This window comes from [Brevibacterium] flavum, from assembly GCF_019317305.1.
In the GTDB taxonomy this organism is placed as follows: domain Bacteria; phylum Actinomycetota; class Actinomycetes; order Mycobacteriales; family Mycobacteriaceae; genus Corynebacterium; species Corynebacterium glutamicum.
Genome location: NZ_CP079240.1, coordinates 2,739,835 through 2,761,544, shown reverse-complemented (window position 1 = coordinate 2,761,544; position 21,710 = coordinate 2,739,835). Strand labels below are relative to the sequence as shown.

The 21,710-nt window shown below is 53.3% G+C and carries 17 protein-coding genes; 11 read left to right on the top strand and 6 right to left on the bottom strand.

From position 1 onward, the window contains the following. Positions 1-140 precede the first annotated feature (140 nt). Positions 141-2,285 (top strand): family 16 glycosylhydrolase, encoded by a 2,145-nt coding sequence (locus KW808_RS13460; protein WP_003863085.1) that lies wholly within the window; start codon positions 141-143, stop codon positions 2,283-2,285. An 18-nt stretch (positions 2,286-2,303) separates the two neighbouring features. Here the strand turns inward: KW808_RS13460 and KW808_RS13455 are convergent, their stop codons facing one another. Genes KW808_RS13455 through KW808_RS13445 form a run of 3 tightly spaced genes read right to left on the bottom strand, consistent with a single transcriptional unit; the run spans position 2,304 to position 5,657 of the window. Further along, positions 2,304-3,626, bottom strand: a complete 1,323-nt coding sequence (locus KW808_RS13455) for an MFS transporter (RefSeq protein ID WP_003863087.1) — start codon at positions 3,624-3,626, stop codon at positions 2,304-2,306. A 23-nt stretch (positions 3,627-3,649) separates the two neighbouring features. Beyond that, positions 3,650-4,183 (bottom strand): TetR/AcrR family transcriptional regulator, encoded by a 534-nt coding sequence (locus KW808_RS13450; RefSeq protein WP_003863088.1) that lies wholly within the window; start codon positions 4,181-4,183, stop codon positions 3,650-3,652. Further along, positions 4,173-5,657, bottom strand: a complete 1,485-nt coding sequence (locus KW808_RS13445) for an MFS transporter (protein WP_003863090.1) — start codon at positions 5,655-5,657, stop codon at positions 4,173-4,175. Before KW808_RS13445 ends, KW808_RS13450 begins: the two co-directional genes overlap by 11 nt. 460 nt (positions 5,658-6,117) lie before the next feature. On the opposite strand from KW808_RS13445, the gene KW808_RS13440 reads away from it, so the two are divergent. The 5 genes from KW808_RS13440 (at position 6,118) to KW808_RS13420 (ending at position 11,981) form a co-directional block, all read left to right on the top strand. Continuing rightward, positions 6,118-7,857 carry a pyruvate dehydrogenase gene (locus tag KW808_RS13440; RefSeq protein ID WP_003863092.1) on the top strand — a complete coding sequence of 580 codons (1,740 nt, stop codon included), beginning with the start codon at positions 6,118-6,120 and terminating at the stop codon, positions 7,855-7,857. Continuing rightward, positions 7,854-8,885 (top strand): D-TA family PLP-dependent enzyme, encoded by a 1,032-nt coding sequence (locus KW808_RS13435; RefSeq protein ID WP_003863093.1) that lies wholly within the window; start codon positions 7,854-7,856, stop codon positions 8,883-8,885. Before KW808_RS13440 ends, KW808_RS13435 begins: the two co-directional genes overlap by 4 nt. Before the next feature lie 47 nt (positions 8,886-8,932). Then, the gene (locus KW808_RS13430; RefSeq protein WP_003863095.1) at positions 8,933-9,688 is read left to right on the top strand and encodes a MerR family transcriptional regulator; all 756 of its coding nucleotides are present in this window, start codon (positions 8,933-8,935) and stop codon (positions 9,686-9,688) included. Positions 9,689-9,807: 119 nt separating this feature from the next. Further along, complete coding sequence (locus KW808_RS13425; protein WP_003863097.1) at positions 9,808-10,515, top strand: response regulator transcription factor; 708 nt, start codon at positions 9,808-9,810, stop codon at positions 10,513-10,515. Between the two features lie 8 nt (positions 10,516-10,523). Then, on the top strand, positions 10,524-11,981 hold the full coding sequence (locus KW808_RS13420; protein ID WP_003863098.1) for a sensor histidine kinase: 1,458 nt from the start codon (positions 10,524-10,526) through the stop codon (positions 11,979-11,981). Here KW808_RS13420 and bioD read toward each other — a convergent pair. Together bioD and KW808_RS13410 are read right to left on the bottom strand one after the other, a co-directional pair. Continuing rightward, on the bottom strand, positions 11,959-12,633 hold the full coding sequence (bioD, locus tag KW808_RS13415) for a dethiobiotin synthase (protein WP_003863099.1): 675 nt from the start codon (positions 12,631-12,633) through the stop codon (positions 11,959-11,961). The two genes, KW808_RS13420 and bioD, sit on opposite strands and share 23 nt — an antisense overlap. Before the next feature lie 3 nt (positions 12,634-12,636). Beyond that, positions 12,637-13,908: an adenosylmethionine--8-amino-7-oxononanoate transaminase gene (locus KW808_RS13410; RefSeq protein ID WP_003863100.1), complete on the bottom strand. Its 1,272-nt coding sequence runs from the start codon at positions 13,906-13,908 to the stop codon at positions 12,637-12,639. Positions 13,909-14,023: 115 nt separating this feature from the next. Between KW808_RS13410 and KW808_RS13405 the strand changes: the two genes are divergently transcribed. Next, positions 14,024-15,469: a peptide MFS transporter gene (locus KW808_RS13405; protein ID WP_003863101.1), complete on the top strand. Its 1,446-nt coding sequence runs from the start codon at positions 14,024-14,026 to the stop codon at positions 15,467-15,469. A gap of 57 nt (positions 15,470-15,526) precedes the next feature. Further along, positions 15,527-16,282, top strand: coding sequence for a class I SAM-dependent methyltransferase (locus KW808_RS13400; protein WP_003863102.1), 756 nt, complete (start codon positions 15,527-15,529; stop codon positions 16,280-16,282). Positions 16,283-16,625: 343 nt separating this feature from the next. Here the strand turns inward: KW808_RS13400 and KW808_RS13395 are convergent, their stop codons facing one another. After that, complete coding sequence (locus KW808_RS13395) at positions 16,626-17,036, bottom strand: HIT family protein (protein ID WP_003863104.1); 411 nt, start codon at positions 17,034-17,036, stop codon at positions 16,626-16,628. A gap of 164 nt (positions 17,037-17,200) precedes the next feature. On the opposite strand from KW808_RS13395, the gene purD reads away from it, so the two are divergent. The 3 genes from purD (at position 17,201) to purB (ending at position 21,120) form a co-directional block, all read left to right on the top strand. Then, entirely contained in the window at positions 17,201-18,466 is a 1,266-nt protein-coding gene (purD, locus tag KW808_RS13390; RefSeq protein ID WP_003863105.1) for a phosphoribosylamine--glycine ligase, read from the top strand. Between the two features lie 70 nt (positions 18,467-18,536). After that, positions 18,537-19,646: a pyridoxal phosphate-dependent aminotransferase gene (locus tag KW808_RS13385; protein ID WP_003863106.1), complete on the top strand. Its 1,110-nt coding sequence runs from the start codon at positions 18,537-18,539 to the stop codon at positions 19,644-19,646. 34 nt (positions 19,647-19,680) lie between these two features. Then, positions 19,681-21,120, top strand: a complete 1,440-nt coding sequence (gene purB, locus KW808_RS13380) for an adenylosuccinate lyase (protein WP_170844396.1) — start codon at positions 19,681-19,683, stop codon at positions 21,118-21,120. The last annotated feature ends 590 nt before the right edge of the window (positions 21,121-21,710 follow it).

Here is a 21,710-nt window from a genome sequence, read left to right as displayed (position 1 = left end):
TCGTGAGGGAAACCAGCAGAGCAGCACACAGTACAGAAGCTGGCTTAAACCTTATTTGTAGTTGTCAATAAATATGAAATTCCTTAGCAACTTGTTTAAATAGACGTATAAACAAGTTTGCAAAAGGAAGGTTATCCATCTTGAAAAAGCATGTGACCTCAGCCGTTACCGCCTTGGTAACGGCTTTTTCAACGGCTGCATTTGGTTTAACTGTCGCCGTTTCTCCAGCTGCTGCCCAAGTAGTTAACCCAGCCCCAGATCTCTCTGCACCATATACATGGGTGGAGGAGTTTGATTCCCGAGATGCCCTCAAAGGGTGGAACATTTTCCGCCAGCCAGATTATGGCAGCGATAAAGTTCTCTATACCGAAGATGCTTTGAGCATTGAGGATGGCAAGCTCACCATCACCACGCAACGCCATTGCGTTGACGAGGACTTCGCGATCAGTGACCCAGCCAACCGTGGAAAACTCAATGACAGCACAGCGCAAGTTGAACCTTGCGCGCCAGGTCAGTTTGAAAAGTTCACCAGTGCGCGCATTGTCACTCCGAAAATTGCTCGTGGCGAGTTCGACCTTTCTGTCACTGCAACCCTTAACACCGGTGGAGTCGAAGGTGTACGAAGCGCCATTTGGATGCAAAACGGTGAGCAAGCATGTTCCTCAGCAACCAACAATGGACTTTATGGCGAATTAGACCTAGTAGAGCACTTCTCTTATGATCTGCGTGCACCGTGGTCCCCATCAAACACCCACTTGGGTTGTGATCCTGAAAGTGTCAACGGCACCAACCGTGCACCTCGTGAACTTAAACTAGATGAATCCCTCGATGGCGTGCAGCACACCTGGACGGTGAGCACGACCCGCGATGGTGTTGAGTACTTCATTGATGATGAGGCGATTAACCGCCAGTCATGGCGCAACGATGTCACTTTGGGGCATGCCGAAATTGATGATTTCGGGATCTCCGCGCAGACGTTTGATGAGATCGTCGACCGCGAATGGACTCTCACTCTTAATCAAAAGGTAGAAAGCGCCGACTGGGCAAAACCACGTTCCTCTGAGGAAGATTTCCCAGTCCGGTCCATGGTGATTGACCGCATCGAGGTCACCGGATCTCCCGCAGTATCTGAAGACACCCCCATGCCAGATACCACCCAGCTTTTGACCCAAGACACTCTGGAATACCTCGGTCGCATGCCAGTGCTGGAACGCTACGAGCCAGCAAGTGCTGATTTTGCCGATGGCCGCAGGCCTTCCTGGAACTACTTCAATTTGAAGGAATCGTGGCAGAATCCAGAACTCGAGCAACGCCCAGAAGCTGTCGAATTCGTTGATGGACGCATGGATATCGTGACCCGTCGCCACTGTCTGGCCACCGCTGATGACATCGCCACTCCGGAAAACGCACAGGAGGAACCGTGCGCGCCGGGTGAGGTGACACGCTACAGCTCCGCGCGTGTCCACCTTCCAGAGATCCCCGCCGGCAACTTCCGGCTCACCGTGCGCGCACGGGCGCAGTCCGAAGAGCTTGTCGACGGCGTCCGCCCCGCTATCTGGATGCAGAACAATACCAACTTCTGTGCTGACAACGATGGCCGACCTTATGGTGAACTGGATATTACTGAGTTCTACAGCTCTCGTGTGAACACCCAGTACTCGGCAGTACACCTTGGATGTGCTGGCAACCGCCCAGAGATGAAGCTTCGCCAAATGGAAATGGAAGAGTCCATGTTTGGGGATTGGCATGACTGGGGCGTCGAAGTCTTCGACGGCCAGATCGTATTCACCATTGACGGCAAGGCAGTAACTTCCTCTGGCAAAGATGTCTTTGGCAACTCTGTTACCCCAGCCGCTGCACCTCTTCGCCCCGCGCACTTCAAGTTGTCGGAAGAGGAATACCGTGAAGTCATCGGGCAGCCTTGGCATCTTATTTTGAACACCATGGTGGAGCAGTCTGGCAAAGACAGCTGGATTACAGCGGTCGACAATAACGAGGCGTTCCCAGAACACCGCTTCCAAATTGACCATGTGGCAGTAGATATCGAGTCTGACTCTGTGGACAATGTATGGCCTGACGCTGCGAATGAAATCCCAGACAATGTTGGTATTGAAGACTCTGATGATGGCAGCGACCTGGAGGTTGGTTCGACCGGAAGCTCTACAGCTGAGACCGTGAGCTGGATCTCGTTGTTCACCGCGTTGAGCTCGCTGGTCTTCACACTGGCTCTCAATCAAGAAGCATTGCAGAATTTGATTAATCAGTTCATGAGACAGTTCAAGTAATCCTTGTGGGCGCTTTGTCTACTTCACCTTGTGCGGTGGCTTCACCATGCTCAGCAGCACAATACCGAATAGCAGAATCAGCGCGATGGCCAAAATACCAGTGCGGTCATCGCCGGTGAGCCCCACAAATACACCAAACAGCGACGGCACCATCCAACTCACGGCACGGCCGGTAGTGGCATAAAGGCCGAAGAGCTGGCCTTCCTGGCCATCTGGGGAAAGGCGTGTTAAATAGCTTCTCGACGCTGACTGTGCAGGTCCCACAAACGCACAGAGGATTAATCCGAAGATCCAGAAATTAGTGGGGCCTTCAACGAAGAAGAGAATTGCAGCATCGGCGATCATGATGGCAAGAGAAATCAAGATGATCGGTTTTGGCCCGACGCGATCATCTAGGAATCCTCCGAGGAGCGCTCCCAACGCAGAGACCACGTTTGCTGCGACACCGAAGAGGAGTACATCACCGGCAGATAGTCCGTACACAGAGACCGCAAGGATTGCACCGAAAGTAAATACTCCGGCGAGTCCGTCACGAAAAACAGCTGCTGCGATGAGGAAATACACGGAGTTGCGGTCTCGTTTCCATAGCGCTGCGATCTGTCCGAAGAGATCCTTGTAGGCAGCGATGAGACCTTTGGGGTGGTCCTTGACAGCTACCTGTGGCTCAATTTCTGGGACTCGAAGAAGTGCCGGAATCGCAGAGACCAAAAACCAAACGGCTGCAAGCACTGCGACGAGGCGGATGTTCATTCCATCTTCGATAGGAAGGTTCAGGAATCCGCGGGTATCGCCATCACCGGCAACAAAACCTAGGTAACAAACAAGCAGTAGAACGATGCCACCGAAGTAACCCATGGACCAGCCGAAACCAGAAACTCGGCCCACGTTTTCGCGGGTCGAGATTTGGGAGAGCTGCGCATAGTACTGAACTTCGGCGAACTCAAAGGTGATGTTGGCGATGGCCATGATGGCTACACCAAACCAGAAAAATGTGGGATCAGTGTTCTTTACTGCAAAGAGACAAAACATCAAGAACACGGTGACAAGTGTCCACATGCGCAGTGACCTGCGGCGAGTGCCCTTGATATCTGATCGCCTGCCCATGACTGGGGCAACAACCGCAACAATGACGCCAGCGATGGCGACCGCCATCGAATACAGTGATGTGGCGTTGGAACCCTCGGGGAGGGTGGCGCCGACTGAATCAGTGAGATAGACCGAGAAAATAAAGGTCACGAGGACCGCGTTGAAAGAGGCGGAACCCCAATCCCAAAACGCCCAAGAAACAATTGGGGGTTTTGGTGTGGGTTTGGTCGCGCGGTCGAATTCCTGAACAGTCATGCTCAAGACTTTAAGGTAGAAATTTAAGTCTGGCTCGGTATCAGATCGAGAATTGTTTCCAGCATGGCTTGGCGCTTGGACTTGCTGAGGACATCATCATGAATGTAATCGTGCACGAAGAGGCCATCGGCTGCGAGCTGCACCAGGTAGACGGCGCGTTTGTGGGCATCGTTTTCCAGATCATCGGTGTCGGGGATCCATTGATGATTTACAGTGCGCCAGGCGTTTAGGAAATCCGGGTGGGAGGGGGCGTCGATAAGCAAAAGCAACTCGGGGCGCGAAACGTTTTCAGCAAGCGTAACCACGACGGCGCGCAATCGCTCAAGTGGATCCTCTGGGTCGCGGGTTATGTTGCGCAATTCCTTGTCCCAGTCGTCGGCAAGCAACTCGTGCATGCCTAAAAGCAGCGCATGGCGGCTGGGGAAATGATAAATCAAGCCCGACTTGGACAGACCGGTCGCCTCGGCGAGCGAATCGTAACTCAGCGTCTCGAGGCTGTACTCGCCGATATAATCGATGGCCGTGCGCAGAATCATCTCTTTTTTACTAGTGCGCATTATTGGCTCCCTTCGGATTTCCGCGGAAAAGGTAACTGCTGATCAGAGCAGCCGCTACTGCGCATACTAGGGCAATGATCAACACGTTAATGTATGCGGTGTCCAAAGATGCACGCGCCGCATCGCCATAAATCGCGTGGTGAACACCCGCCGAGAAGTTATCCGCAACCTCTGCCGGGGCATGCAGCGAGTAGAAGAATGGGAACAAGCTACCCAAAATCGCGACAGACAACAGCGTGCCGAACTCATAAGAGACCTCTTCGATCGACGACGCCATGCCAGCCTTACGCACCGGCGCGGAACCGATAATCGCAGTGGAAGACACAGACATTACCGAACCAGCACCCGCGCCCATGAAGAACAGACCCGCGATGAAAAACGGCAAACCATCAGTATGCGTTGCACCCCAAATACACAGGGCGATGCCGACTGCCGTGGCAAAGAAACCACCACTGATCAGCGGTTTGAAGCCCCAACGATGCAAGTTTGCACCACCGATAATAGACATCGGGAAGCTACCCAATGCAGCTGGGATCATGAGCAAACCAGCCTCAAGTGGAGTGAAACCCACAGACAACTGGAAACGCTGCGAGGTAGTCATTTCCAAACCGGACACAGTAAACATCGCCATGCCCGCAGCAACCATACCACCTAAAAACAGGCGGCTGCGGAACAGCGAGAGATCCAGGAGAGGCTCTTGGATGATCTTTTGTCTGCGGTTGAACATGATCGCACCGATGATAAGCAAGATGATGGCACCTACAAGCAGTGGCAGATGACGTGCAGTGTTTACCGATTCTTTGATGGTGACAATCAAACCTGCAAGGGTAAGCAATGCATAGAACGAGGATATGAAATCCCAGTGCTTGGACGGATTTGCGATATTGGCCGGCGCCACAAAAAGCGTAGCGATCAACGCGATAACAGCCACCGGAACGTTAATGAGGAAAACCGAACCCCACCAGAAGAATTCCAACAGCGCACCACCAATAATTGGACCTGCCGCCGCGCCAAGAATTGCCACGGAACCCCAAATACCAATTGCAGTGTTGCGCTCACGCTCATCCTCAAACGTAATGCGGATCAGAGCCAAGGTTGCGGGCATCATCGTCGCCGCACCGATGCCAAGGAAAGCTCTCGCAGCAACAAGAGCCCACGCAGTTGGAGCAAACGCAGCACCAAGTGAAGCGATTCCGAAAATACTCAAGCCCATGAGGAACATCCGGCGGTGGCCGATCTTGTCACCCAAAGTGCCGGTACCTAAAAGAAGACCCGCCATGAGCAGGGGATATGCGTTGATGATCCACAACGCTTGGGTTTCAGTGGCTGCGAGTTGTTCACGCAGCAGGGGGAGTGCGGTGTAGAGGATTGAGTTGTCTACACCGATCAGAAAGAGACCACCGCTGATAACAGCGAGGAAAGCCCAACGTTGGGTTTTCGTAGGCGCTTGCGCCTGCAAAGTTTCTGAAATCATGGATCGTAACTGTAACGAATGGTCGGTACAGTTACAACTCTTTTGTTGGTGTTTTAGACCACGGCGCTGTGTGGGGATTTAAGACGTCGGAAATCGTAGGGGACTGTCAGTGTGGGTCGGGTTCTTTGAGGCGCTTAGAGGCGATTCTGTGAGGTCACTTTTTATGGGGTCGGGGTCTAAATTTGGCCAGTTTTCGAGGCGACCAGACAGGCGTGCCCACGATGTTTAAATAGGCGTTCCGTGGGCATCTGTGTTTGGTTTCGACGGGCTGAAACCAAACCAGACTGCCCAGCAACGACGGAAATCCCAAAAGTGGGCATCCCTGTTTGGTACCGAGTACCCACCCGGGCCTGAAACTCCCTGGCAGGCGGGCGAAGCGTGGCAGCAACTCGAATTGAAGAGCACAATTGAAGTCGCACCAAGTTAGGCAACACAATAGCCATAACGTTGAGGAGTTCAGATGGCACACAGCTACGCAGAACAATTAATTGACACTTTGGAAGCTCAAGGTGTGAAACGAATTTATGGTTTGGTGGGTGACAGCCTTAATCCGATCGTGGATGCTGTCCGCCAATCAGATATTGAGTGGGTGCACGTTAGAAATGAGGAAGCGGCGGCGTTTGCAGCTGGTGCGGAATCGTTGATCACTGGGGAGCTGGCAGTATGTGCTGCTTCTTGTGGTCCTGGAAACACACACCTGATTCAGGGTCTTTATGATTCGCATCGAAATGGTGCGAAGGTGTTGGCCATCGCTAGCCATATTCCGAGTGCCCAGATTGGTTCGACGTTCTTCCAGGAAACGCATCCGGAGATTTTGTTTAAGGAATGCTCTGGTTACTGCGAGATGGTGAATGGTGGTGAGCAGGGTGAACGCATTTTGCATCATGCGATTCAGTCCACCATGGCTGGTAAAGGTGTGTCGGTGGTAGTGATTCCTGGTGATATCGCTAAGGAAGACGCAGGTGACGGCACTTATTCCAATTCCACTATTTCTTCTGGCACTCCTGTGGTGTTCCCGGATCCTACTGAGGCTGCAGCTCTGGTGGAGGCGATTAACAACGCTAAGACTGTCACTTTGTTCTGCGGTGCGGGCGTGAAGAATGCTCGCGCGCAGGTGTTGGAGTTGGCGGAGAAGATTAAATCACCAATCGGGCATGCGCTGGGTGGTAAGCAGTACATCCAGCATGAGAATCCGTTTGAGGTCGGCATGTCTGGCCTGCTTGGTTACGGCGCCTGCGTGGATGCGTCCAATGAGGCGGATCTGCTGATTCTGTTGGGTACGGATTTCCCTTATTCTGATTTCCTTCCCAAAGACAACGTTGCCCAGGTGGATATCAACGGTGCGCACATTGGTCGACGTACCACGGTGAAATACCCGGTGACCGGTGATGTTGCTGCAACAATCGAAAATATTTTGCCTCATGTGAAGGAAAAGACGGATCGTTCCTTCCTTGATCGGATGCTCAAGGCACACGAGCGTAAGTTGAGCTCGGTGGTGGAGACGTACACACATAACGTCGAGAAGCATGTGCCTATTCACCCTGAATACGTTGCCTCTATTTTGAACGAGCTGGCGGATAAGGACGCGGTGTTTACCGTGGACACCGGAATGTGCAATGTGTGGCATGCGAGGTACATCGAAAATCCGGAGGGAACTCGCGACTTTGTGGGTTCATTCCGCCACGGCACGATGGCTAATGCGTTGCCTCATGCGATTGGTGCGCAAAGTGTTGATCGAAACCGCCAGGTAATCGCGATGTGTGGCGATGGTGGTTTGGGCATGCTGCTGGGTGAGCTTCTGACCGTTAAGCTGCACCAACTTCCGCTGAAGGCTGTGGTGTTTAACAACAGTTCTTTGGGCATGGTGAAGTTGGAGATGCTCGTGGAGGGACAGCCAGAATTTGGTACTGACCATGAGGAAGTGAATTTCGCAGAGATTGCGGCGGCTGCGGGTATCAAATCGGTACGCATCACCGATCCGAAGAAAGTTCGCGAGCAGCTAGCTGAGGCATTGGCATATCCTGGACCTGTACTGATCGATATCGTCACGGATCCTAATGCGCTGTCGATCCCACCAACCATCACGTGGGAACAGGTCATGGGATTCAGCAAGGCGGCCACCCGAACCGTCTTTGGTGGAGGAGTAGGAGCGATGATCGATCTGGCCCGTTCGAACATAAGGAATATTCCTACTCCATGATGATTGATACACCTGCTGTTCTCATTGACCGCGAGCGCTTAACTGCCAACATTTCCAGGATGGCAGCTCACGCCGGTGCCCATGAGATTGCCCTGCGTCCGCATGTGAAAACGCACAAAATCATTGAAATTGCGCAGATGCAGGTCGACGCCGGTGCCCGAGGGATCACCTGCGCAACCATTGGCGAGGCAGAAATTTTTGCCGGCGCAGGTTTTACGGACATCTTTATTGCATATCCGCTGTATCTAACCGATCATGCAGTGCAACGCCTGAACGCGATCCCCGGAGAAATTTCCATTGGCGTGGATTCGGTAGAGATGGCACAGGCGACGGCGGGTTTGCGGGAAGATATCAAGGCTCTGATTGAAGTGGATTCGGGACATCGTAGAAGTGGAGTCACGGCGACTGCTTCAGAATTGAGTCAGATCCGCGAGGCCCTGGGCAGCAGGTATGCAGGAGTGTTTACTTTTCCTGGGCATTCTTATGGCCCGGGAAATGGTGAGCAGGCAGCAGCTGATGAGCTTCAGGCTCTAAACAACAGCGTCCAGCGACTTGCTGGCGGCCTGACTTCTGGCGGTTCCTCGCCGTCTGCGCAGTTTACAGACGCGATCGATGAGATGCGACCAGGCGTGTATGTGTTTAACGATTCCCAGCAGATCACCTCGGGAGCCTGCACTGAGAAGCAGGTGGCAATGACGGTGCTGTCTACTGTGGTCAGCCGAAATGTGTCAGATCGTCGGATCATTTTGGATGCGGGATCCAAAATCCTCAGCACTGATAAACCAGCATGGATTGATGGCAATGGTTTTGTTCTGGGGAATCCTGAGGCCCGAATCTCTGCTTTGTCGGAGCATCACGCAACCATTTTCTGGCCAGATAAAGTGCTACTTCCAGTAATCGGGGAGCAGCTCAACATCGTGCCCAACCATGCCTGCAACGTGATTAATTTGGTGGATGAGGTCTACGTTCGGGAAGCGGATGGCACTTTCCGTACCTGGAAGGTAGTTGCCCGCGGCAGAAACAATTAGGGAAACCTCTTGACCTTCACGCGACGTCAAGGATTTAACTGATTGTCATGACAGATCGAACCATCGGCGAGGCTGCTGAACTACTCGGTGTCACCACCCGCACACTGCGGCATTGGGACAGCATCGGGTTGCTTCAACCGAGCTGGCGAACCACAACGGATTATCGCCTTTACACAGAAGACGATGTCGAGCGCGCCCTGCAGATTCTTATTTACAGGGCCGCCGGAATCGCATTGAAGGATATCGCGCAGGTGCTTGATCAGCCGGATTCGGCCAATCAGCACCTGCGCCGCCAGCGGGAACTCCTAGTGGAACAGATCGGTCAGCTGCATCGGATGGTCCGGGCAGTAGATGAAATCCTTGGAAAGGATGCGATTAGCGTGAAGGAAAAGATTGAGATCTTCGGCGAGGATCTGCCCAAGTACCAAGAGGAGGCTTTCCAGCGCTGGGGCGACACCCCGGAGTGGAAAGAATCCCAAAAGATCCAGGAGAAGATGACCAAGGAGGAATTTCAGAGGGCGAAAGATGAACATGAGGGGTTCGTCGAAAAGCTTATCGACGCCTCCCTGCGCGGCATCGCGCCCGGCTCTGCAGAGGGCAATGAGCTAGCGCTTGCGCACCGCGCAAGCATCGGTCAGTGGTACACCGTGAGTGCAAACAAGCAAGTAATTTTGGCTCGGATGTACGTGGAAGACGAGCGTTTTAACGAAACTTATAAAGGACACGCCTCATATCTTTTAACACTTATTGAAGCATTAGCGCAGGTAGAAGGCGTGGACTTGGAGAATGTGGAGTGGGAATAATCCCAATTTCAACTCTTTCAGTACATTCACAGTTAGTATTCAGTGGTGTTGAAGTTCCAGGGTGTTCACTAGTGGGAAGTTAATCATTCCGCCAATGGACACCAATGGAAGAGATAAAAATGGACAACCAGTCTGACGGACAAATCCGCGTACTCGTCGTTGATGACGAGCCAAACATCGTCGAGCTGCTCACCGTGAGCCTTAAATTCCAAGGCTTCGCAGTGATGACCGCCAACGATGGCAATGAAGCCCTGAAGATTGCTCGTGAGTTCCGTCCAGACGCATACATCCTCGATGTCATGATGCCAGGAATGGACGGCTTCGAGCTGCTGACCAAGCTGCGCGGCGAAGGCCTTGACAGCCCAGTTCTGTACCTCACCGCAAAGGATGCCGTGGAGCACCGCATCCACGGCCTGACCATCGGCGCTGACGACTACGTGACCAAGCCTTTCTCCCTGGAAGAAGTAATCACCCGCCTGCGCGTGATTCTTCGTCGCGGTGGAGCAGTTGAAGAAGACACCTCAACCTCCCTGCAGTACGCAGACCTCACCCTCAACGATGAAACCCACGAGGTCACCAAGGCTGGCGAACTGATTGATCTTTCCCCAACTGAATTCAACCTCCTGCGCTACCTCATGCTCAACGCTGAAGTGGTGCTGTCCAAGGCAAAGATCCTGGACAACGTGTGGCACTACGATTTTGGTGGCGACGGCAACGTCGTGGAATCCTACATCTCCTACCTGCGCCGCAAGGTGGACACCCAGGATCCGCAGCTAATTCAGACTGTTCGTGGCGTTGGATATGTTCTGCGCACCCCACGTAGCTAAATTCTTCTATGGAAAATCCTTATGTTGCTGCGCTCGATGACGAAAACCAAGAAGTCGGCGTAAAAAAAGAAGCAGAAAAAGAACCTGAAATAGGTCCCATCAGAGCTGCCGGACGAGCCATACCGCTGCGCACCCGCATCATTTTGATCGTGGTGGGTATCGCCGGGCTTGGTTTGCTGGTCAACGCGATTGCTGTCTCCAGCCTCATGCGTGAAGTTTCCTATACCCGCATGGATCAAGAGCTAGAGACCTCGATGGGGACGTGGGCGCATAACGTTGAGCTGTTTAATTTCGATGGCGTCCGCCAAGGGCCACCCAGCGATTATTATGTGGCCAAGGTTTTTCCTGATGGATCCAGCATCATCTTCAACGATGCACAATCGGCACCCGACCTAGCTGAAACCACCATCGGTACTGGTCCACACACTGTGGATGCTGCTAGCGGTTCTGCCTCCAACACTCCGTGGCGTGTGATGGCGGAAAAGAACGGTGACATTATCACCGTGGTGGGTAAAAGCATGGGGCGTGAAACAAACCTGCTGTACCGATTGGTGGTGGTGCAGATGATCATCGGCGCGCTGATTCTGGTTGCTATTTTGATTACTTCACTCTTCCTAGTCAGACGCTCGTTGCGGCCGTTGAGAGAAGTTGAAGAGACCGCCACCAGGATTGCGGGCGGTGATTTGGATCGACGTGTCCCGCAGTGGCCAATGACCACAGAAGTTGGACAGCTGTCGAATGCCCTCAATATCATGTTGGAGCAGCTCCAAGCCTCAATTCTGACCGCCCAGCAAAAAGAAGCTCAGATGCGCCGATTCGTTGGCGACGCCTCCCACGAGCTCCGCACACCACTGACCTCTGTGAAGGGCTTCACCGAGCTGTATTCATCAGGTGCAACAGATGATGCCAACTGGGTCATGTCCAAGATCGGTGGCGAAGCCCAACGCATGAGTGTGCTTGTGGAAGACCTCCTGTCACTGACGCGTGCCGAAGGCCAGCAAATGGAGAAGCACCGCGTTGACGTGCTGGAACTCGCCTTGGCAGTACGCGGATCAATGCGCGCAGCCTGGCCAGATCGCACAGTCAACGTGTCCAATAAAGCCGAGTCCATTCCAGTTGTTGAAGGCGACCCAACTCGCCTCCACCAAGTGCTTACCAACCTGGTTGCCAACGGACTCAACCACGGCGGACCGGACGCGGAAGTCAGCATTGAGATCAACACCGATGGACAAAACGTGAGGATTCTCGTGGCAGACAACGGTGTCGGAATGTCTGAAGAAGATGCTCAGCATATCTTCGAGCGTTTCTACCGCGCTGATTCCTCCCGCTCACGCGCATCCGGTGGATCGGGCCTCGGCCTTGCGATCACGAAATCCCTGGTCGAAGGCCACGGCGGCACAGTCACCGTCGACAGCGTGCAAGGCGAAGGCACGGTGTTCACGATCACCTTGCCGGCGGTTTCTTAAAGGCATCAAGGGCCGGAAAAGATTGCTTTTCGACGAACCCCTCCACCCGTGACAACCCTTCCGGCAAAGCTCCCCAAAAGGGCACGCCGGTGACTCTTTCAAATTCTTCGAGATTAAGCGTTGTGGCTAAGTCAGGATTTTGAGGGATCGAACCGCCGAGGACTCCCAACACTGTGAGTCCTCGGCGGTTTGCTGCCTCAACGGTTAATTCAGCAGCGTTAAGGCTTCCTAGTCCGGTGCTTGTCACAATCACCAGGGGTGCATCTACAGCGAGGGCAACATCTGCCAGGGTGAAATCTTCTCCTAATCTGACCAGTAACCCGCCAGCACCCTCCACCACAATGATGCGATCTGGATCGTCAAAACCACGAAGCCACGAGACCAGCGGATCGAACTGTATTGGTTCCACGCCCTCGCGGTGAGCAGCCAGATTTGGGGCAAGCGGATCTCTAAAACGAGTAAATTCTTGCCCAACTATTCCAGTTAAGCGTTCAATGGTGAAAATGTCTCCCTCGCCTGGAAGTTCACCTGTTTGGACTAGCTTTACGGGCAGAACATCGTGTCCTTGATCGGCTAAGTATCGAACCAAAACGGCTGTGGAGAAGGTTTTCCCAACCCCAGTTCCGGTACCGCTGACAAATAAAAATGGCATGGTTTATTTCCCTTTAACTGCAGCATGAAGCGCAGTGCAGATCTGTGCGCACTGCTCTGACGTGGTGATATATGGAGGCATGACATAGAGCAAGCGTCCAAAGGGGCGGATCCACACACCGTGATCTAATGCAGCCTGAGTGGCCGCTTCAACATTGACATTCTGTTCCATTTCGATGACACCAATTGCGCCGAGAACCCGGACATCGGCAACTCCTGGAATACGTCGAAGTGGGGAAAGGCCTGCGATAAGTTCGGCTTCGATTCTTTTTACTTGTTCTTGCCACATTCCGGTCTCGATGATTTCCAATGAAGCATGTGAAACCGCACAGGCTAGGGGATTAGCCATAAAGGTAGGGCCATGCATCAGTGCGCCTCCGCCTTCTGGGGTACTGATCAATTGAGCCACCTTGTCCGTGCATACAGTGGCGGCAAAAGACATGAATCCACCGGTGAGGGCCTTGCCCACACACATGATGTCTGGTTGTACGCCATTGCTTAACGTGGCAAATAGTTCACCGGTGCGGCCGAAACCGGTGGCAATTTCATCGACGATCAAGAAACGATCGTGCTTCTTGCACAGTGTGGCGACTCCTTCAATGAGTGCGACATCGTGAAAGCGCATGCCTCCAGCGCCTTGGACGATCGGTTCGATGATGATTGCGGAGACGGTCTCGTCGATAAGCAATTCCATGCTGCGCAGGTACTCGGAAATCGCCTGTGGCGATGACCCCCGAACTGGTGGGGCGGGGGCGAAAATCTGCTCGGGGAGTGTGCCTTTCCAGAGGCTATGCATGCCATTTTCTGGGTCGCACACGCTCATCGCGGTGAATGTGTCTCCGTGGTAGCCGGACCGCCAGGTGAGGAGTTTTGTTCGTTCCGGGTGGCCTTGTCCTTTGGAGGCCTGCAGTGCCATTTTGATGGCGACTTCCACTGAGACCGAGCCCGAATCGGAATAAAAGACGTGGTCAAAGGCATTGCCAGTGAGATTGAGGAGTTTGTGGGTGAGCTTAATGGCGGGCTCGTGGGTTAGCCCGCCAAACATGACGTGACTCATGGTGTCGATTTGTTTTTGGGCGGCAGCTTTCAGTCGGGGGTGTCCGTGTCCATGAATTGCCGACCACCAGGAGCTCATCGCGTCAATCACGGTGCTGCCATCTTCCAGCGTCAAAAACACTCCATCGGTTTTGGTGACGAGTCTATTGCGCACGCCCGGCGCGGCATACGGGTGCCAGATGTTTCGGTGATCAAGCTCTCGCAAGCTGGGGTTTTCCATTTTCCTCCGTCACTTGGTTTGGATGTATATCTGCAGTGTAATAGGTTAATTGAACAGTGTTCAATTTTTGGCGCTAAGTGTTTTTAATTACCGCAGCTTTGTCTTAGGAGAAGTCATGGTCCAACTGGATCAACGGGTTAGGTTCAAAAGCGCAACCTCAATAATCAGTATTGAAATGTGGGAGCGATTCAGCTTCTACGGCATGCAAGCACTCTTGGTGTACTACCTGTATTTTGATGTTGCAGCCGGTGGATTAGGCCTTGATCAAACCCAAGCAACAGGACTGGTCGGCGTTTATGGCGCACTGCTCTACCTCTGCTGTTGGGCAGGCGGTTGGGTCAGTGACAGAGTCCTGGGCGCAGAAAAAACCCTGCTGAGCGGTGCGATCTCAGTAACCATCGGACACCTTGTGCTCGCCGGCATTGGTGGGAAAATAGGTCTAGCCATTGGTCTTGGATGCATCGCGATTGGTTCAGGATTTGTGAAAACAGCAGCCATCACCGTGCTGGGATCCAGGCATGGTGAACAAGAAGGAGACGCAAAGGCAGATCCCGCATTCCAACTCTTCTACCTAGGCATCAACGTTGGTGCACTGCTCGGACCACTCCTGACCGGTTGGCTCTCCAGCAGGTACTCCTTCGAAATGGGATTCGGCGCAGCCGCAGTCCTTATGATCGGCGGATTGGGAATCTACGCAGCGTTGCGGAAACCAATGCTGCAATCGTTCCCGCTCGAGGTGAAGAAAGCGCTGCTCCGCGCCCAAAACCCTGCAGAAAAACACGTGGTTGGCACCGCATTTGCTGCAGTGGCTGTGCTTTGCGGAGTGCTGCTTTACCTTCTCCTTACTGAAACAATCAGCGCAGACCAACTTGCCGGAGCTCTGCTTTTAGTAACAATCGGTGCAGCACTATGGCTCATTATCCAGCCTTTACGACACCCACAAGTCAGCTCCGAAGAGAAACGAAAAGTGCTGGCATTCATCCCGATCTTCATCTGCTCAACCGCATTCTGGGCAGTGCAAGCACAAACCTACGGCGTACTAGCTGTGTACTCCCAGGAACGTGTTGACCGCATGGTTGGCGATTTTGAGATCCCAGCAGCCTGGTCACAATCACTCAATCCTTTTTTCATCCTGGCACTGTCCATCCCGATTTCCCTATGGTTTATGCGCGGATCACGCGCCCCAAGAGTGAAAATTGGAATCAGCATTGGAGTGATCATTGCGGGAAGTGGGCTTCTAGTTCTTATTCCATTTGTTGGAATGCCGCTCGCGCCAGTGTGGGTGCTGCCTTTAAGTGTTTTCCTCATTTCACTGGGAGAACTTTTCATCGGACCCGGAGGAATGGCTGCGACTGCGCACCACGCACCACGAATGTTTGCCACACGATTCTCCGCCCTGTATTTCCTCACACTCGCCATCGGCATGTCTATTGCAGGTAATGTGTCCAAATTTTACGACCCCACCAACCACACCTCCGAGCTCCGATACTTCGCGGTATTTGGCATTTCGATCATCGTCATCGGTGTCGGTTCACTGATGGTGGCCAAGAAGGTTGGATAACAGGGTTAATCTTGGGTGATATTGAAATGACGTATTCCTGATTGGGCTGAAAAATCCGTGACATCACCTGAATTACAAAACATCCTCAACAATTATTGGAGTGGCAGGGCAGAGGCTTATCACCTCAACCAAACCCAAAGCGAGCGCGCACAATTTGAACGCCCCATCTGGGAAAAGGTGTGGTCGAAGGCTTTGCCCATCGTGTCGGAAGAAGCGGTAAAGGTTCTCGATCTTGGCTGCGGCTCTGGTTACGTCACCCACCTTCTAAGCGATTGCGGATACGAAACAATCGGCGTTGATGGTTCTGAGGAAATGATCAATCAAGCTACGCAGGAGAATGGTCTTCGCAGGTCGACGGGTCGGGCGACTGCCATTTTTCAGGTCGGGGATGCGCATGATCCCGAGTTCCGGGAAGGCTCTTTTGATGCGATAACCAGCCGGTATGTATTGTGGACTCTGCTGGATCCCCAGGCAGCGATTAATCGTTGGGTGTCTTTGCTAAAACCTGGTGGGGTTATTGCGTGCGTAGATGCGGCTTGGTATCCGAAGGGCATTGATGCTGGCACGGAAGTAGATTCAGTGGATGGTCCGAGTGCTTTCGTAGAGACCTATACCCCGGAATTTTTGAGGAATCTTCCCATGTCAACGACCTCCACTGGACACAATTTCGCAGAGCTTTTCCACAACGCTGGCCTCAAAGAAGTCACATTGACACCCATTGAGGGGCTGGCTGAACTTGACCAACGATTTGGCCTCTCACCAGGGCATGAGTCGACTCCGCAGTTCCTATTCAGGGGAATTAAATCCAGTTAGTGCTGTTTTAAGCGGTCGAGAATCTGGAATGACTACTTGTATAGCTATCGAGGTTTAAGGCGCTTAGAAACGATTCTGGCTGGTCATGATTTTTGGGGTTTGGGCCTTCGAGTTTTCAAAAACAGACCAGGTGACCAAGATCCGCATGTATTCCTGATACTTGGCCATATAGGACGGTTTTTAATCCCGAGAACCAAACCAGGTGACCGAAAATGTCGGTGCGGGAAGTTTTCAGTCACCTGGTTTGGTTTTCCGCAATCGACCCACCCAGATCGCAAAAACTCACCCCAAAGCCAAGCAAAGGGGTGGGTTTTTCTTAATAAAGCAATTAGAACTACAAGAACTAGACCAGACCGTTCAAAGCTTCGCGGATCTTCTCTGAGGCTTCATCCATTTTTGCAGGGTCGGTGGCGTCTGCGGCCATGGCGTTGCGGAAATCGTAATCGGCCATTTTGTCGGTGGGGAAGAGGTGGATGTGAGTGTGGGGAACATCGAATCCTGCGATGATGTAACCACATCGAGGGGCGTCGAATGCTGTGCGGATTGCATTTCCGATGAGCTGGGAGGCCTCGTTTACTTCGCTCCAGATTTCCTGAGGAAGGTCGGTCCAGCGGTCAACTTCTGCAACGGGTACGACTAGGGTGTGGCCATAGGTGAGGGGTTCGATGGATAGAAAAGCCACGACATTCTCGGAACGATACACAAATCGGCCGGGGAGCTCGCCATTAATAATTTTCGTGAATACAGAAGCCATATGCACAGACTACTACTTGGCGTGCAACCAAATTGAGGTTGCATAAAATGATGCAGGTGAGCCGGTCATTTTAAGGCGCTTTCGACGCCACTTTCAACCATTTCCGAACCGCCAAGAATACTGGAATAGCTTGGATCAAGTTTTGCAGGATAAACTGTGCAACCATGCGCATTCTGGTAATCGGCTCGGGCGCCCGTGAGCACGCCCTCCTCCGTGGACTGTCAACTGACCCTGCAACCACTGAACTCCACGTTGCCCCAGGTAACGCTGGTCTTGGATCGATCGCAACTGTCCACCCTGGCATCAAAGCTGATGATCCAGAGGCTGTCACTGCGTTGGCTAAAGAACTGAACTCTGATCTGGTTGTTATCGGCCCAGAGATCCCTTTGGTTGCGGGTGTTGCTGATGCACTTCGCGCGGCGGGTATCGCTGTGTTTGGCCCTAACAAGGACGCTGCTCGTATCGAGGGCTCCAAGGCTTTCGCTAAGGATGTCATGGCTGCGCAGGGTGTTCGTACTGCTCATGCTGAGGCTATTACTCCTGGTGCGTCTTCTGAAGATATTGATGCTGCCATCGATCGTTTCGGCCCAACCTGGGTTGTGAAGGATGATGGTTTGGCTGCGGGCAAGGGTGTTGTGGTTACCCCCGATCGTGCAGCAGCACGTGCTCACGTAGATGCAGTGCTTGAGGGCGGAAATCCAGTTTTGCTGGAGTCCTTCCTTGATGGCCCTGAGGTTTCCCTGTTCTGCCTGGTTGATGGCGAGACTGTGGTTCCTTTGCTGCCAGCGCAGGATCACAAGCGTGCGTACGACAACGATGAGGGCCCAAACACTGGTGGCATGGGTGCATATGCGCCGCTTCCTTGGCTGCCTGAAGATGGCGTCCAGCGCATTGTCGATGAGGTCTGCGTTCCTGTTGCTCGTGAGATGGTGGCACGTGGTTGCGCGTACTCCGGTCTGCTTTATGCAGGTATCGCATGGGGTGCAGAAGGCCCTGCGGTAGTGGAGTTCAACTGCCGCTTCGGAGATCCTGAAACCCAGGCTGTACTGGCACTACTGAAGACTCCTCTGGCCGTACTGCTCAACGCAGTTGCTACTGGAACTTTGGCAGAACAGCCAGCACTGGAGTGGGAGGATGCTTACGCCTTGACCGTGGTGTTGGCTTCTTACAACTACCCAGAGGCACCTCGCACTGGTGATGTCATCCGCAATGCTGATGCAGATAACGTCCTTCACGCTGGTACCGCACTCAATGCTGAAGGCGAGCTGGTCTCTGCGGGCGGTCGTGTTCTTAACGTGATCGGTGTTGGTGAGACCCTGGAGGCTGCACGTGATAACGCGTACACCACCATCAAGGACATTGAACTTGAGGGAAGCCACTACCGCAGCGATATCGCATTGGCTGCATTAGAGGGTCGTATCTCGATCTAAAAGCAGTACGCAGATAGGCTTGTCTCTTATGAAGCCAAGCACTAGAAGCAATGTTCAGCCGTTTCGCGTCATGCAGATGTTGGACCGAGTCCACCGTCGCAGGCGCGAAGGCAAAGACACCATTATGTTCTGCGCTGGCCAGCCGTCAACTGGTGCGCCAGAAGCAGTCATCGAAGAAGCAGAGATCGCTCTTCGCTCGGGTCCTTTGGGATACACCGAGGTGATTGGTGATCGTGAGTTCCGTGAACGCATCGCCGATTGGCACTCTGCTACTTATGACGTAGACACCAACCCTGACAATGTTATTGTCACCACCGGTTCTTCAGGTGGATTCGTGGCATCGTTTATCGCCACCTTGGATCACGGGGATTATGTGGCAATGCCTACCCCGGGGTACCCGGCATATCGCAATATTTTGGAATCTTTGGGGGCGAAGGTTCTGAACCTGCGCTGTACTGCAGAGACTCGTTTCCAGCCAACCGCTCAGATGTTGGAGGAACTGCCACACAAGCCGAAGGCTGTTATTGTCACCAGCCCAGGAAACCCAACGGGCACCATCATTGATCCGGAAGAACTAGAGCGCATCGCCAAGTGGTGCGATGACAATGATGCTGTTCTTATCTCTGATGAGGACTACCACGGCATGAGCTTTGGTCGTCCGCTGGCAACTGCGCATCAGTTTTCCAAGAACGCCATCGTGGTGGGTACCTTGTCCAAGTACTTCTCCATGACGGGTTGGCGCGTGGGTTGGATCATCGTTCCAGATGAGCTGGTCACACCGATTGAAAACCTGCAGGCTTCTCTTTCCTTGTGTGCTCCTGCCATCGGGCAGGCTGCGGGACGCGCAGCCTTCACTTTGGAGGCTGGGGCCGAACTTGATGCCCACGTTGAAGCGTATCGCGAGGCCCGGGAGGTGTTCGTCGATAAGCTCCCTGAAATCGGGCTTGGCACTTTCGCCGACCCGGATGGCGGCCTGTATTTGTGGGTCGATGTTTCTGCATACACCGATGATTCCGAGGAATGGGCGTTGCGTTTGCTCGATGAAGCGGGTGTGGCCGTCGCGCCGGGTGTTGATTTTGATCCTGAGGAAGGCCACAAGTGGATTCGTTTGAGCCTGTGCGCATCGAAGGAAGACACCATTGAAGGTGTGCGCAAAATCGGAGAATTCATCAAAAAATAGAAGCGACTAGGTTAGTTTCGGTTCGTGGGGAATAATAATTTGCGTGGCTGATAAAAAGAAGATCGCAAACGTCCTGTCGAACCGTTACGCCTCCGCGGAACTTTCTAACCTGTGGAGTGCCGAAGAGAAGATCATCATGGAGCGCCAGCTCTGGATCGCCGTGATGAAAGCCCAGAAAGATCTGGGAGTTGAGATCCCTGCCGAGGCAATTGAAGCCTATGAAGCAGTGATCGACCAGGTTGATTTGGCCAGCATCGCCGATCGTGAGCGCGTCACCCGCCACGATGTGAAGGCCCGCATCGAAGAATTCAATGCACTGGCTGGCCATGAGCACATCCACAAGGGCATGACCTCCCGCGACCTCACCGAAAATGTTGAGCAGCTGCAGATCCACCGCTCCCTTGAGCTGGTCCGCAACAAGGGCATTGCAGTTGTTGCAGCTATCGGATCCCGCGCAGCGCAGTACCAAAGCCTGGTCATGGCTGGCCGTTCCCACAACGTGGCAGCGCAGGCAACTACCTTGGGCAAGCGTTTCGCAACCGCAGCTGATGAAATGCTCGTGGCACTTGAGCGCGTCACCGAACTGCTCAACCGTTACCCACTTCGCGGAATCAAGGGCCCAATGGGAACCGCCCAAGACATGCTTGACCTCATGGAAGGCGACGAGGCTCGTCTCTCCGATCTGGAAACCCGCATCGCAGCACACCTCGGCTTTGATCGCGTCTTCGACTCCGTCGGCCAGGTCTACCCACGTTCCCTTGACTTCGATGCAGTATCTGCTCTGGTTCAGCTTGGCTCCGGCCCATCATCGCTGTCCCACACCATTCGTCTCATGGCCGGCACCGAAACTGTTACCGAAGGTTTTAAGGAGGGACAGGTCGGTTCCTCTGCAATGCCTCATAAGATGAACGCTCGCTCCTGTGAGCGCGTGGGCGGTCTGCAGGTTATTCTTCGCGGATACCTCACCATGGTTGCGGATCTCTCCGGCCAGCAGTGGAACGAAGGCGATGTCTTCTGCTCCGTGATCCGCCGCGTTGCACTGCCAGACGCATTCTTCGCGATTGACGGAATGTTTGAAACTTTCCTGACAGTTCTGGATGAATTCGGTGCATTCCCTGCCATGATCGAGCGCGAACTTGAGCGTTACCTGCCATTCCTGGCAACTACCCGTATCCTCATGGCCGCTGTGCGCGCAGGCGTGGGCCGCGAAACCGCACACGAAGTAATCAAGGAAAACGCTGTCGCCGTTGCCCTCAACATGCGCGAAAACGGCGGTGACCAGGACCTTATCCAGCGTTTGGCTGCTGATGATCGCCTGCCAATGACCGAAGCTGACCTTGCAGCAGCGCTGGCTGACCGCCACGCCTTCATCGGTGCCGCTGAGTCCCAGGTCTCCCGTGTGCTCGACCGCATTCAGGTGCTTGTCGACGCCCACCCCGGCGCCGCAGACTACCGACCAGGTGAGATTCTTTAAAGGTTTTTAACGGCGTTCACGCGGGTTTACCGCTGGATCGCAGTGAGAAAATGGGGCCTCGAGCCCCATTTTTTGCACCTAAAGCATTTGTGCAGCTCGAATTACGGCTCCAATGAAGGTTCCGAAAGGTGTCTTTTAGGTGTCTTAAAAACAACATTGGCGGGGATGGAAACGACTAAAATTGGCCATTTTCGAAAAAAATTTAATAATTTTTTTACGGTGAATAAAATTGCATTGCCCTTAAAGGTATCTAAATGACCCTTACTGAACAGTGTTCAAAAATGATTGATTTCTTGGTGGCGAGGTTGCGGTCGAGGGGCATTATGGGCCACACTTGAGTCATCCCAGTCAGGCAGCAAGAGCCTGGCGAAAAATAGAAAGAGAGACCAAAATGGACTCTGTATTCGACATCTTCCAGGCAATCTTCGACGGCGTTAAGGGCCTCGTTGCGTCCGTTTTCAATGGTGCGCAGGGCGTCTTCGACTCCATCGAGAACTTCTCTTCCTAGTCGATTGCGATCCTCTGGGATCGCTGGCAACTAGGTCTGGCTAGTGTTACTAGCCAAGAGACCTTAAGACGGACACTCACCA

Excerpts from the sequence above, each read along its gene's own strand:
- KW808_RS13455 (WP_003863087.1), bottom strand. The coding sequence starts at position 3,626 with ATGACTGTTCAGGAATTCGACCGCGCGACCAAACCCACACCAAAACCC.
- KW808_RS13450 (WP_003863088.1), bottom strand. The coding sequence starts at position 4,183 with ATGCGCACTAGTAAAAAAGAGATGATTCTGCGCACGGCCATCGATTAT.
- KW808_RS13445 (WP_003863090.1), bottom strand. The coding sequence starts at position 5,657 with ATGATTTCAGAAACTTTGCAGGCGCAAGCGCCTACGAAAACCCAACGT.
- KW808_RS13440 (WP_003863092.1), top strand. The coding sequence starts at position 6,118 with ATGGCACACAGCTACGCAGAACAATTAATTGACACTTTGGAAGCTCAA.
- KW808_RS13435 (WP_003863093.1), top strand. The coding sequence starts at position 7,854 with ATGATGATTGATACACCTGCTGTTCTCATTGACCGCGAGCGCTTAACT.
- KW808_RS13430 (WP_003863095.1), top strand. The coding sequence starts at position 8,933 with ATGACAGATCGAACCATCGGCGAGGCTGCTGAACTACTCGGTGTCACC.
- KW808_RS13425 (WP_003863097.1), top strand. The coding sequence starts at position 9,808 with ATGGACAACCAGTCTGACGGACAAATCCGCGTACTCGTCGTTGATGAC.
- KW808_RS13420 (WP_003863098.1), top strand. The coding sequence starts at position 10,524 with ATGGAAAATCCTTATGTTGCTGCGCTCGATGACGAAAACCAAGAAGTC.
- bioD (WP_003863099.1), bottom strand. The coding sequence starts at position 12,633 with ATGCCATTTTTATTTGTCAGCGGTACCGGAACTGGGGTTGGGAAAACC.
- KW808_RS13410 (WP_003863100.1), bottom strand. The coding sequence starts at position 13,908 with ATGGAAAACCCCAGCTTGCGAGAGCTTGATCACCGAAACATCTGGCAC.
- KW808_RS13405 (WP_003863101.1), top strand. The coding sequence starts at position 14,024 with ATGGTCCAACTGGATCAACGGGTTAGGTTCAAAAGCGCAACCTCAATA.
- KW808_RS13395 (WP_003863104.1), bottom strand. The coding sequence starts at position 17,036 with ATGGCTTCTGTATTCACGAAAATTATTAATGGCGAGCTCCCCGGCCGA.
- purD (WP_003863105.1), top strand. The coding sequence starts at position 17,201 with ATGCGCATTCTGGTAATCGGCTCGGGCGCCCGTGAGCACGCCCTCCTC.
- KW808_RS13385 (WP_003863106.1), top strand. The coding sequence starts at position 18,537 with ATGCAGATGTTGGACCGAGTCCACCGTCGCAGGCGCGAAGGCAAAGAC.